This window comes from Gemmata obscuriglobus, assembly GCF_008065095.1.
Lineage (GTDB): Bacteria > Planctomycetota > Planctomycetia > Gemmatales > Gemmataceae > Gemmata > Gemmata obscuriglobus.
In genome coordinates this window covers 6,271,676-6,283,594 of the sequence record NZ_CP042911.1, presented here as the reverse complement: position 1 = coordinate 6,283,594, position 11,919 = coordinate 6,271,676, and the positions used below count along the sequence as shown (strand labels likewise).

Genomic DNA, 11,919 nt, shown 5'->3' with positions numbered 1-11,919 from the left:
CACTCTGTCACAATGGCGTCCGTCAGTTCCGCCCCGTTGAGCCGCGGCCCCGCCCCCCGCGGCCGTCCCACCCCTGGCAGCCGCTAGCCCGGCTTCAGCAGGTTCTTGTGAATCTGGATGGCTGCGGGGCCGACCAGGACCACGAAGATCGACGGGAAGATGAACAGCACCAGCGGGAAGATCAGTTGCACCGCGGTCTTGGCGGCCTTCTCCTCGGCGATCTGCCGCCGGCGCACCCGCATCGAGTCGGACTGCACCCGCAGCGCCTGGGCGATGCTGGACCCGAACCGGTCCGCCTGGATCAGGATCGCGGCCAGCGACCGCACGTCGTCCACCCCGGTCCGCACGCCCAGGTCGTGGAGCACCTCGCGGCGCGGGCGGCCCATCTGGAGCTGGAGGTTCGCCAGCGAGAACTCCTCGCAGATGGTCTTCGCGTGGCCCTTCATCTCGTCCGTCACCTTCCGCAGCGCGGCGTCGAGGCCGAGGCCGGACTCGACGCACACCACCAGCAGGTCCAGCGCGTCGGGCAGGGTCAGGAAGATCTCCTTCTGCCGCGTGCTGCGCAGGTGGTACAGCCCCATTTGCGGGAGGTAGAACCCCATCCCGCCGAGGGCCACCGTCCATTCAATCGACTTCAGGGTGAACCCGTCTTTGAGCAAGAAGAAGAAAAGCGCGGGAAGGAGGAACACGACCAGGCAAACTACGCGGATGCCCTGGTACACGCCCGCCGCGTTCTCGCTCCGGAACCCGGCGTTGGCGAGCTGGATGCGGATCGAGTTCTTCTCCAGTTCGGTGCGCGGCTCCATCACCCCGCCCAGGTTGGAGAACGCGTCCTTGATCCCCTTGAACCGGTTCCCGCTCTCGCCCTGCGACATCTCGATCTCGACCAGCGACTTGGGCCGGCCGATCCGCTCCAGCCGCTCCTCGGCCTGGCTGTTGCGGCTGGAGATCAGCGACAGCAGCCAGAACGTGCCCGCCATGATGGCGACGAACACGAGGATCGGTGCGAGTTCGGCGGCGGACAACAGCGCGAGCAGTTCCACAGGTGGCTCCGGGTGCGTGTCTGGCGTATCGGCTGTCGGTGCGGCGGTTCCGTGGGCGGGGCGCGGGACGAAACGCCGAGCGGCGACAGTTAAACCTTAATGTCCACAATCTTCTTGATGGCGTAGGAGCCGATGAGCATCAGCACGATGGCCCCGATCGACATCTTGATCCCGAGGTCGTCCTTCCACAGCATCTCGACGTAGTCCGGCTTCGTCCACAGCATCATGACGAACAGGCCGATCGGCAGGGCGATCAGCACCACGCCCGAGAGCCGGCCCTCGGCGGTCAGCGCCTTCACCTGCCCGAGGATCTTGAACCGCTCGCGGATGATGTGCCCGATCCGGTCGAGGATCTCGGCCAGGTCGCCGCCGGTCTGGCGCTGGATCGCCACCGAGGTGACGAAGAACTTCAGGTCCAGGTTCGGCACCCGGTCGCACATGCCCTTGAGCGCCTCCTCCAGCGGGATGCCGAGGTTCTGCTCCTCGTACACCCGGCCGAACTCCTTACAAATGGGGGCCGGCATCTCCTCCGCCACCACGTGCATCCCCGCGGCCAGCGAGTGGCCCGCGCGGAGCGCCCGGGCCACCAGCTCCATCGCGTCGGGGAGCTGGGCCGCGAACGCCTTGAGCCGCGACGACCGCTTCATGTGCAGCCAGACCCACGGCAGCGCGAAGCACGTCAGCGCCCCGATCGGGAGCACGTACAGGTTCACCAGCCAGATGCTCATCGCCGCGCCGAGCACGCTCAGCCCCAGCGAGATGCCGAACAGGGCGCTGGGCTTGATGTTGCAGTCGGCCTGCTCGAAGGTCTTCGTGAGGTTGAAGAACTCCGGCATCAGCTTGTCCATCAGCGTCTTCTTGTCCACCTCCTGCAGCGCCTGCTTGAGCAGCATGTCGGCGGACGAGTCCTTCCGCGAGCTGCGGCCGACCAGCTGGTCGAGGCGGTCGGCCGCGGCCCCGTCCGGGTTGGCGCGCAGCGCGAGGTACAGCAGGGCGACCATCGCGATCACCAGGCCGCCGATCAGGACCGGAAGGAGGAGCGTGCTCATCGGGGTCAACCTTGGGAGTTCGGAACGCGGAGCGCGGAATGCGGAACGGAGACACGTGTCTCCCGCCGCACCCGCCCCGACCTGTCTTCCGGCCGTCGTCTCGTGTTTGCTGCCTGTCGGTCGCTCCGGATCCCGAACTCCGCGTTCCGAATCCGGTGGGGTCCGCGTCCGGTCCGGTCAGTCGCGCATCAGGATGCGCTCGGCGAACATGTTGCTCGGCAGCTTCACGCCCTTCGACTCGAGCCGGTTGATGAACGTCGGCCGCACCCCGGTGGCCTCGAACTGGCCGTACGCGCGGCCGTTCTGGTCGATCCCGAGCTGCTTGTACCGGAACACTTCCTGCATGATGATGATGTCCTGCTCCATGTTCATCACCTCCGTGATGTGGGTGATCTTGCGGGGCCCGCCCTGGAGCCGGTTGGCCTGGATGATGAGGTCGATGGCGGAGCTGATCTGCTGCCGCATCGCCTTCACCGGCAGCTCGAACCCGCCCATCATGATCATCGTCTCGAGGCGGGTGAGCGCCTCGCGCGGGGTGTTCGCGTGGAGCGTCGCCAGCGACCCGCCGTGGCCGGTGTTCATGGCCTGGAGCATGTCCAGCGCCTCGGACCCGCGGACCTCGCCGATGATGATCCGCTCGGGCCGCATGCGCAGCGCGTTCCGCACGCAGTCGCGGGTGCTCACCGCCCCCTTGCCTTCGATGTTGGGCGGCCGCGTCTCGAGCCGCACCACGTGGTCCTGCTGGAGCTGGAGCTCGGCCGCGTCCTCGATGGTGACCACCCGCTCGTCGCCCGGGATGAAGCTCGACAGCGTGTTCAGCAGGGTGGTCTTACCGCACCCGGTGCCCCCGGAGATCAGCACGTTGAGGCGGGCCTTGATGCACGCCTCCATCAGCATCGCCATCTCGGGCGTGAACGCCTTGTAGTTCAGCAGGTCCTCGAGCTTCAGCGGGTTCGCCCCGAACCGGCGGATCGAGAGGCTCGGGCCGTCCAGGGCGATGGGCGGGATCACGGCGTTGACGCGCGACCCGTCCGGGAGCCGCGCGTCCACCATGGGGCTGGTCTCGTCCACCCGCCGGCCGATCTTCGACACGATGCGGTCGATGATCTGCATCAGGTGGTCGTTGTCGCGGAACTTGACGTCCGTCTTCTCGAGCTTGCCGCGCCGCTCCACGTAGCACTTGTGCGGGCCGTTCACCAGGATGTCCGAGATCGTCGGGTCCTTGAGCAGCACCTCCAGCGGCCCGAACCCGAGGGTCTCGTCGAGCACCTCCTCGATCAGCTTCTCCCGCTCGATGCGGTTGAGCAGCGGGTTCTCGGTGTCGCACAGGTGCTCGATGACGCGGCGGATGTCGCGCCGCATCGCGTCCGAGGACAGGTCCTTGACGCGGGTGAAGTCGAGCCGCTCGACCAGCTTGGAGTGGATCTGGCGCTTCAGCTCGTCGAAGTTCTTGCCCCCGCCCCCCGGGCCGGCCATGCTCGGGCTGGACAGCCGCGAGATGCCGCTCGGGCCGCCGCCGGCGTTCAGGCTGTTGAGCTTCGAAATGCCCTGTTGGAGTCGGCTCATGGTGCGTCGTCGTTGGTGTTTGGTGTTCCGTGTTCAGTCTTTGGCGTTGTGTGTTTAGTGGTTGGTGGCTCGCGCCGGCCCCGGTTCGCCCCCGCGGTCCAAAAACGCTGAACACCAAACGCCGAGCGTCAAACACGAACCTAGCGCTTCCCGAAGAAGCCCCAGCCGCCCTTGCTGCCCTTCGCGTCGGTGCCGCCGCCGACGGGCTTGCCGTACAGGGCCTGTGTGAGCCCGTAGATGCTCTGCTGCACCCGGCTCTTGGGCGCGTGCTTCACCAGCGGGTGCCCGGCCACGCGGGCGCCGATGACCGCCTTCGTGTCGTTGGGCACCTGCCAGAAGATCGGCTTGCCGATCACCTCCTCGGCCTTCTTCAGGCTGATCCCCTCCTCGACCGAGTCGGCCCCCTGCCGGTTGATCACCACGCGGATCTTGTCGGCCAGGTTCTCCTCGCCGCCGAGGCAGTGGATCAGCCGGACCACGTTCCGCAGGCTGCTCAGCTCGAGCTGGGCCACGAGGATGATCATGTCCGCCATGCGCAGCGCCATCAGGTCGGTCGGCAGCAGGCACTTGCTGAGGTCGAGGACCAGGTGCGTGTAGCTGATCTTCAGCAGGTTCAGCACCCGCTCCACGTGCTGCTCGTGGATCAGCCCCACCTCGGCGATCTCCAGCGGGTGGCGCAGGATCGCGAGCCCGGTGGGCTCGTGCTTGGCCATCGCCCGCTTGAGGAAGTTCATGTCCAGCCGCTCGATGTTCCGGGCCAGGTCCGAGATGCTGATGTTCTCGAACCCGTTCACCTCCAGCGCGATGTCGGCGTCGCCCAGCGCGAGGTCGAGGTCGATGAGCGCCGCCGCGTTGGTCGGGTCCGAGGCGAGGGTGGCGGCCATGTTGACCGCCAGGGTGGTGGTGCCGACCCCGCCGCGGGAGCCGAGCACCGCGATCATCGACGACGCGCCGGTCTGGCGGGCCGAGGCGGTCCCCCCGGCCGACGGCGCTTCGCCGCCCGCCTCGCCCAGCGCCCGGCGCAGCGCGGCCAGCATGTCCTCGAGCCCGACCGGGTGCGTCAGAAAGTACTTCGCGCCCTTCTGGAGGGACTGGAGCAGGGCCTGGTGGTCGTGGCTGATGGTCAGGATGGGGAGCTTCGGGTGCTCGACGGAGAGCTGCCCGATCATCTGCAGGGCTTTGTTCTTGTCGGCGTCGAGCGTGACGATCACGAGGTCCGGTGTCGAGGCCTGGATCACCTCAAAGAAGTACTCGTAGCGGGCGCACTCGGCCTCGAGCCACACGAAATCCACGCCCAGCAGCAGGGTGCGGAGCGACTCGCGGGTGGATTCCGTGGGGTCGACGATCGCGACGCGTTGCATGGCCGGCACCGGGTGTGTTGTGTCGCGGGGGACCGTTCCTGTCCGTCACCCCTGGCCCCGGCGCCGAGCCGGTGTCAGGGGAAGGCTAGCACACCATTTGGCCCCGCGCTAGCTTTCGACGCGGCCGCGGGTGTGTTGCGTTCCGAACGGCCGGGGTGAGCGGCGACAGAAGCTCGCCGCCGCTCACCCCCGGCCCGTTTCGGCACCTGACAGACCTCTTCTGCTCAGGACTTTAGGGCACCGGGGAGCCGCCGACCGGGGGCAGCGGCGGCAGTTGCACCGGGGCCGGCTCGGCCGGCGTCGCCCCGGCCACCGGGGGCAGCGTCATCGGAACAGGGGCCGGGGTCTCGGGCGCGGGGGCCGCCGGTGCGCCGCCCGTCCGAACCGGGGCCGTCGGGGCGACCGCCGGTTGGCCCGGTCCCGTCATGGGGAGCGAGTGCGAGCCGTACTGCGGGGCGATCAGGGCACCGGCCGTCCCGGGCAGGGGGCCGGCACAGGCCCCGCCGATGCACGGGTACTTGCTCGCGGTCGGGTCGGCCTTGTACGGGGCGTTGTAGCACTTGCCGTTCCACACCTTGCGCTGCCCGCGGGGCACTTCGAGCACGTTTTCCAGGAACAGCTCGTAGTCGTCCGGGCTGCGGGTCTCCTGGCCCGGCAGCCGCTTCGGCCCCTGGCACTGGTCCATCGGGTGGACCAGCCGCGGGGTCACCAGGATCACCAGCTCGCTCTCGCGGACCGTGTGCTCCACGCGGCTGAAGTAGGTGCCCGCGAATGGCAGGTCGCCGAGCACCGGCACCTTCGAGGCGGACGCGTTCACGCTGTTCTGGATCAGCCCGCCGATGGCGAACGTCTGGCCCGACTCCAGCAGCACCGTGGACTGCACGCTCTGCTCCGTGAAGCCCGGGCTGCTGGACCCGCCGACGGTGATCCCGAGCCCCTGGCTCACCGCGGTGATCCGCGGGTTGATGTCCAACCAGATCATCCCGTTGCCGTACACGATCGGCACCACCGTGAGTTCGGTCCCGAACGGCTGCAGGGTCACGCCGGGGCCGGTGATCCCGGACGACCCGCTGATGATCGCCTGCTGGCCGCCGGCCCGGAAGAACGCCGGGCGCCCGGTCTGGGTGACGACCCGCGGCTCCGCGAGGAACTTCGCCACGCCCTCGGTGCGGAGCGCCCGCAGCGCCCCGAAGAACCGGTTGGGCACCACCGCGAACTGGAAGTTGGAGTCGGGGCTGAAGGTCGCGGTGGTGACGCCGCCGGCCGACTGCACGCCGAGGAGCCCGCTCACCAGGCTGCTGAACGAGAAGCTCCCGCGGCCCGGCAGGGCGAAGTCGAACCCGCGGCTGCGGAGCTGGTTGCGGTCCACCGACGCCACCACGACGTCGATCTGCACCTGCTGCACGCCGCCGATCTGGACGGCGTTGATCACGTTCGCGTTGGCCCCGCCCACGGCGCTGTTCGCGAGCCGCTGGACGATGTCCGCGTCGCTGGGGCTGGTCACGTACCCGCTTAGCACGATCACGTTCCCGAGGCCCGGCTCGACGGTCACGCTGGCGGTGGGCACCGTGTCGCGGATCAGCTTGCGGAGCTGGGCCAGGTCGGGCTTCACCACCACGTCGAACTTGAGCGGCGGCGCGTCCTTCTGGACGATGGTCAGCTGGCTCAGGCCGGCCGTTTTACCGGTCAGCAGCAGTTTGGTCGGGTCGTTCGGGTCCGGGCGCGCGCCCAGCACGTCCTCGCGGCTGTTCAGAATGTCGGTCGGCGGGACGCCGCCTTTGAGCTTCGGGTCGAAGGACCGGAGCCCGCCGAGCGGCACCACCACGGCGCCGCTCTTGTCAAGGTCTGCCGGAGCGGCGCCCTTGGGATCGGGCGGCTGGCCGGCGCCCGTCGTTACGGCCGCCAAGCCGAGTGTAACAACGAGCGCCCACGGCAAGAATCGCCGGCTGGTACGGTTACGGTGCATCCTGTCACCTCTCCTCGTAGTGAGTGCGGATCGCTCCGCCCTCGCTGCACTGTTGCCGGTGCGGGTGCGGCCCCGACCGGGTTCCAATCTCGTGGCGGCTCCGCCCCGCCTGGGCGCCCGCCGGCCTCACAGGTCTTCCTGACCGGTGCGCGGCCGTCGGGTTGTGTCCCCCGGATGCGGTCTCGCCACCACAGCCGGGGAACGGGTGCTTCGTCAGTCGACCTTGCGGTCGCCCTTCGGGGGCTCGGGCGCCTCTGAGGCTTCACCCTGGTTGGCCCGCTCGGGGGTCAGTTCGGCGACCTTCTTCCATTTGCCCGACGCCAATTCCTCGTACCGGTGAACGACGGTGCCGTTGGCCGTGTGGAGCGTCACGTCGAGCGTCTTGCGCTTGGCCACCGGGGCCGCGGGCTTCGGCTGTTCGGCCGGCTTCGGCGGCTCGGCCGGCTTCGGCGGCTCGATGGCCGGCTTCGGCTCCGCGGGCGGCGGCGACGACTTCGGGCTCTGGATGCCGACCATGCCCGGCGTCACCCACTGGCCCTTGGCCACGCCGGTGCGGAGGAACTGGCCCAGCGCCTCGTTCAGGTCGCCCAGCGCCCCGCCGGCGAACTGCTTGGGCAGGGTCGCCTCCTCGAACTCCTCGCGGATCAGGTCCGCGGTGATCTCGGTGTTCGGCTTGATGTCGCTCTTGGCCACCAGCACTTTGACCATCGGGATCGGGGGCGGTTCCGGCTTCTGCTGCGGCGCCGGCGGCGTCTCCTTCGCGGGCGGTTCGGCCTTCGGGGCCGGCTCGGCCGGCTCGCCGGACTTGCCCTTAGGCGTGCTCTCGCCCGCGCCGGTCACCTGGGCCGGGTTCTTTTCGTCGGACAGCTTCTTGATCACCTCGTCAATATTGAAAGCCTTGTCGCTCTCGATCGACTCTCCCGGGTGCCGGAGCATCAGCTCGATGTTGCAACCGCGGCTCTTGGCCAGCGACAGCAGCAGGGCCTGCTTTTCCTGCACCGCGAACGACACCATGTTCAGGTTCGGGAACGTCCCCTCCTTGCTGTACGCCGTCTCGGTCCCGACCGCGACCACGAGCATGTCGACCAGCAGCGGGAACGCCTCGATCTTGTTCCCCAGCCGCATGGTGGCGTGGACGTTCACCCGGCTCCCCGGCCCGACGAACCCGGCCGCGGCCTGGCCCGCCCCCAACTGGAGCGACACCATGTGGTACCCCTCGGGCAGCGTAATCACCCCGCCCTTACTGAGGTCCTGCGAGTTGATCACCTCTTCGGCCCGGATCGGGCGCGAGAGGCGCTTGTCCACCAGCTCCTCCGGGTTCAGCACCACCGTCGGCGGCAGCCCCTCTTTCGGCCGCTTGACGATCTTGACCGCGGCCTTCAGGTCTTCCTTCCCGAGCATGGTGCCGACCGGCAGGTCCTTGGCCGCGACCACGACCTCCATCTGTTCGATGGGCTTGGCGCTCATCTGTGCGGTCAGGAACGCGGCCACCAGGCCGCACCCGACCGCCACCACCATCAGAATCACGTTCTTCTGCTTCATGGGTGCAAAAACCTCGGGGATTGTTGGTTCAACGGCCCTGCGGCCGCGCCCGATCGGGCGCTTCGGCGGCGCGCGCCGCCGATCCCACCCGGGAGGGCACGCGAAGCCCGCTGCTGGTCGAGACCCGAGGCGCCATCGGTCCGATCCGGTGGTCGAGATCCGGGCGCTCGAAGCGGGAGCGCCGATTCGTCGAATCCTACCGAGTTTGCCGAACTGATGTGTTGTGACGCCATTCTCCCCGCCCTCTGGATCGACCGGGCGGGTCGGGTTCCTTCAATATTTCGGAGTTTCTGGTCTGCGCCAAAAACTCGCAGCTTGCCAGTTCTATAGATCACCGCAACTCGCACCGCGGGAGTGAAACGAGCGATTCTTCCGATTACGCGTAACAGTTTGAGACCGGCCCCGAATTGCGAACGTGGAGTGCTGCCGCGCCGTAATGCGGCCCGGCGGTTCGGAACGCGGATGAGGCGCCGCGTCCCGGTTCAACAGGCCGTCACCCCACAAGCAACAGCTTGTAGCCGAGGTAAAGCAGGAACCCGACGCACAGCGGGATCCCGTAGGGCAGTTTGGTCCAGCGGCTGCGGCGGTCGTGCGCCCGCTTGCTGGCGGCGCTCACCTGGCCGGTACCGAACATGTGGAGGTCGCTCATGATCTCCCGCACGATGCCGGCGTTCTGTTTGAACTGGCGGCGGATGAGGATGATGATAAGCCCGAACGCGCCGCCCACGACCGCACCGAAGCAGAACGCGCCGAACACAACGCTCATGCCGTGCAGCGGGGTGCCCGTCACGGCGGTCGTCCCCCCGGTTCCGAAGAACGCCCCGACCCACGCCCCGAACCCCATTTGCATCTTCACGTCGCCCGCGCCCACCCCGCCAATCGCCAGCATCGGCAGCAGCAGCGCGAACCCGAACACGGTGCCCAGCACCGCGAGCGCGAGCCCGCCGGTTCCGGCGTCCACCGGGACCCCGAGGTCGTGCAGCCCGCCCAGCATCCAGCCGCTCAGGACCAGCGGCATCGTGAGCCAGTTGGGCACCTTCAGCGCCCACCCGTCGATGACCGCGGCCAGGACCATGCCCACGCAGATGACCACCAGCGGGCCGCCGTTGAGCCCCTCGGGCCAGACCGCGGCCCAGAGGAAGTGGGCCGCGACCGCGGCGGCCAGCCACGCGAGCGCGAGGAGCGGCATCTTGGCCATCTGGAGGACGAACGCGCGGTCGATCCCGAGCGAGTCGTCCGCGGCGGTTACCGGAGTCGGCAGGACGGGTGCGGCGTTACTCATTACAGGTTCTCTTGTCACGGGGTTGGGGTTACGGGCAGGGGGCGCTCGCACCGGTGTGTTCGGCGCGCGGCACGGGCCGGGGCCGCCGTAGCGTCCCGGCCCGTGTCGCGCCTGCGCGGTGGTCCCGCAGGCCACTTAGCTGGCGGCGGCGCCACCGGTCGGCGGCTTGATGGACGAGCCGACGAAGCTGAACGTGCTGTTCGCGTTGGAGCCCAGGGTGGTGATGGCGGCGATGCACACCACCACGATCAGGGCCAGCATCACCGCGTACTCCACGGCGGTCGGCCCGTCTTCGGCCTTCAGGAAGTTCACCAGGCTCTTGGTCAGACTGCGCATGATCCGATCTCCCGTAAAAAGTTGGTAACCACCGAACCGACGCCGCACCGGGTTCCCCGCCCCGCACGGCGCCACGAACCGAAACCCACCCACCAGGTCAGGACCCCGAGCCGCCGGGTTTCACCCCTTGAAGGCTCAAATCGTTGTACATCGCACTCGTCGTACCGCCGATGTTGCTGATCGCCGCGACGAGCACGACGATGATCAGCGCCAGCATGACGGCGTACTCGACGGCGGTCGGACCGTCTTCCCCTTTCAGAAACTCGACGACCCGCCGTGTGAACCGGCCGAGCATGACATCTCTCCGTGTGCTTCGCGAGCCGGCCGGTCGCCGGAACTCGGTCACGCGGGCGTCGCTACCGGTCAACTTTTCGTGTCCCGGCGCCGCTGCGACGGACCGGCGACCGAAAATTACCGGGCCGTCGTCTCGAAACCGAACCGGCGTTGCCAGACGACCCGTTCACACCCGAACCGTAGAGCGCGCGCCGGGGGTGTCAAATCCGCGCAGCCGTCATTTTCAGCGACTTTGACTGTTATTCCGACTGTGTCGGATATTCCGGGAGCGCGGCCCCGCGCACCCCGGCCGGTGGCCCCCGCAGCCGCGCTGAGACCGGCCCGGACGGAGACGCTCTAGAAATGGACCAGGTGTGATACTCGATCGATCAACTGCGTGAGGCGGCGGGCCAGTGTGACGGGGTCGGCGATCGGTTCCGCGCGCACGAAGAGCCGGAACAGCCACCCGAGCAACGAGCACAGCGTGCCCGTGGTCGCGAGCAGCCGAACGAACTCGTCGGGCACGTCGAGCGGTCCGCCGGCGCGTCGGTACGCGTTCAGGCCGTCCTCAAAGAGCGCGGGATCGGCTTCGGCGAAGTCACCGAGGAGCCGGGCGAGGTCGCCGGCGGGGGTGTCGACCGCCATCGCGCCATAATCGATGATGCCGGTCACGACCGGCCCCTGGAAAAGCACGTGTTCGCGCCGGAGGTCACGCACGCACGGCCCCGCCCCGACCGGCCACGCGGCCCATGGCCGCAGCGCTTCAACCGCCGCACCGGCACGCCGACCGACTTCCGTGGCGGCACAAGCCAAGATCGCATCGAGTTGCGGCGCGCGGGCCGGAAGGATCGTACCGACCGCATAGAGTGCTTGGTGATCGACCAACAATCGGAGCCGCGCGTCGACCGCGGGACACGGGCGCTTCACCGGGCCGGCCGGCCACGCGAGGTGCAGTCGAGCGGCCGCTTCGCACGCCGCCCGCACCTCCGCCCCGGTCGGTGAAGCGGCTGGTGCTCCCGGGAGCCACCGGCACGCGTCCCAGACGCGCCCGTCCGCGGAAACCACCGTGCCCCCGGACGCACTTCGGAGCACGGTCGGTACGAATGGGAGCGCGGACGCCTGCGCCAGCCAAGAATGAACCTCTTGAACGCGTTCGAGTGTGGTGTTGAGCGGCCACCCCTTCAGGGCCACTTGCGGCACACCTGATGAATCATCACCGCGCCAGACGACCGCCCCGCTGAACCCGGCCGGCGCGGGCTGCCACACCAATCCTGCGGTCGCGGGGCCGAAGCGAGCGATGGGGCTGGACGGCGGCGGAGTGAATGAGGCGTTCACAGACGAGTGCGGTGTCAAGTCCAGGAATTAGGATGTTACTGAGCCCGGCTTGTGGGACGCTGTGCCCCCGGGCTCCGTCACGCAAAAGAAGTATATCGTTCGGCCCACCGCTAATGAGCGGGCGACGGTGGCGGACGTGGTCAAGAAGCTCAATGGCTGGTCGCCG

10 protein-coding genes are annotated in these 11,919 nt (G+C 68.5%); all 10 read right to left on the bottom strand.

Going from position 1 to position 11,919, the window contains the following annotated elements; translation table 11 throughout:
- Window positions 1–83: 83 nt before the first annotated feature.
- The 10 genes from GobsT_RS26315 to GobsT_RS26270 all read right to left on the bottom strand — a co-directional run bounded on the left by GobsT_RS26315 (window position 84) and on the right by GobsT_RS26270 (window position 11,753).
- The gene (locus GobsT_RS26315; protein WP_010045190.1) at window positions 84–1,043 is read right to left on the bottom strand and encodes a type II secretion system F family protein; all 960 of its coding nucleotides are present in this window, start codon (window positions 1,041–1,043) and stop codon (window positions 84–86) included.
- An 89-nt stretch (window positions 1,044–1,132) separates the two neighbouring features.
- The gene (locus GobsT_RS26310; protein WP_010045192.1) at window positions 1,133–2,092 is read right to left on the bottom strand and encodes a type II secretion system F family protein; all 960 of its coding nucleotides are present in this window, start codon (window positions 2,090–2,092) and stop codon (window positions 1,133–1,135) included.
- 177 nt (window positions 2,093–2,269) lie between these two features.
- Window positions 2,270–3,568: a TadA family conjugal transfer-associated ATPase gene (locus tag GobsT_RS26305; RefSeq protein WP_029601120.1), complete on the bottom strand. Its 1,299-nt coding sequence runs from the start codon at window positions 3,566–3,568 to the stop codon at window positions 2,270–2,272.
- A gap of 230 nt (window positions 3,569–3,798) precedes the next feature.
- Window positions 3,799–5,019, bottom strand: a complete 1,221-nt coding sequence (locus GobsT_RS26300) for a CpaE/TadZ family protein (protein ID WP_010045197.1) — start codon at window positions 5,017–5,019, stop codon at window positions 3,799–3,801.
- Between the two features lie 232 nt (window positions 5,020–5,251).
- A complete protein-coding gene (locus GobsT_RS26295; protein ID WP_010045842.1) occupies window positions 5,252–6,985 on the bottom strand; it encodes a type II and III secretion system protein family protein in 1,734 nt (577 codons plus the stop codon).
- A gap of 213 nt (window positions 6,986–7,198) precedes the next feature.
- The gene (cpaB, locus tag GobsT_RS26290) at window positions 7,199–8,527 is read right to left on the bottom strand and encodes a Flp pilus assembly protein CpaB (RefSeq protein WP_010045848.1); all 1,329 of its coding nucleotides are present in this window, start codon (window positions 8,525–8,527) and stop codon (window positions 7,199–7,201) included.
- Window positions 8,528–9,020: 493 nt separating this feature from the next.
- Window positions 9,021–9,809: an A24 family peptidase gene (locus GobsT_RS26285; RefSeq protein WP_010045851.1), complete on the bottom strand. Its 789-nt coding sequence runs from the start codon at window positions 9,807–9,809 to the stop codon at window positions 9,021–9,023.
- Window positions 9,810–9,944: 135 nt separating this feature from the next.
- The gene (locus GobsT_RS26280; protein WP_010041086.1) at window positions 9,945–10,145 is read right to left on the bottom strand and encodes a Flp family type IVb pilin; all 201 of its coding nucleotides are present in this window, start codon (window positions 10,143–10,145) and stop codon (window positions 9,945–9,947) included.
- Between the two features lie 97 nt (window positions 10,146–10,242).
- Window positions 10,243–10,440, bottom strand: coding sequence for a Flp family type IVb pilin (locus tag GobsT_RS26275; protein ID WP_010045853.1), 198 nt, complete (start codon window positions 10,438–10,440; stop codon window positions 10,243–10,245).
- 335 nt (window positions 10,441–10,775) lie between these two features.
- The gene (locus GobsT_RS26270) at window positions 10,776–11,753 is read right to left on the bottom strand and encodes a phosphotransferase enzyme family protein (protein WP_157506907.1); all 978 of its coding nucleotides are present in this window, start codon (window positions 11,751–11,753) and stop codon (window positions 10,776–10,778) included.
- Window positions 11,754–11,919: the final 166 nt, after the last annotated feature.

Coding starts and splice junctions, on each gene's coding strand:
- GobsT_RS26280 (WP_010041086.1), bottom strand. CDS start 10,145: ATGCGCAGTCTGACCAAGAGCCTGGTGAACTTCCTGAAGGCCGAAGAC.
- GobsT_RS26310 (WP_010045192.1), bottom strand. CDS start 2,092: ATGAGCACGCTCCTCCTTCCGGTCCTGATCGGCGGCCTGGTGATCGCG.
- GobsT_RS26300 (WP_010045197.1), bottom strand. CDS start 5,019: ATGCAACGCGTCGCGATCGTCGACCCCACGGAATCCACCCGCGAGTCG.
- cpaB (WP_010045848.1), bottom strand. CDS start 8,527: ATGAAGCAGAAGAACGTGATTCTGATGGTGGTGGCGGTCGGGTGCGGC.
- GobsT_RS26275 (WP_010045853.1), bottom strand. CDS start 10,440: ATGCTCGGCCGGTTCACACGGCGGGTCGTCGAGTTTCTGAAAGGGGAA.
- GobsT_RS26295 (WP_010045842.1), bottom strand. CDS start 6,985: ATGCACCGTAACCGTACCAGCCGGCGATTCTTGCCGTGGGCGCTCGTT.
- GobsT_RS26285 (WP_010045851.1), bottom strand. CDS start 9,809: ATGAGTAACGCCGCACCCGTCCTGCCGACTCCGGTAACCGCCGCGGAC.
- GobsT_RS26305 (WP_029601120.1), bottom strand. CDS start 3,568: ATGGCCGGCCCGGGGGGCGGGGGCAAGAACTTCGACGAGCTGAAGCGC.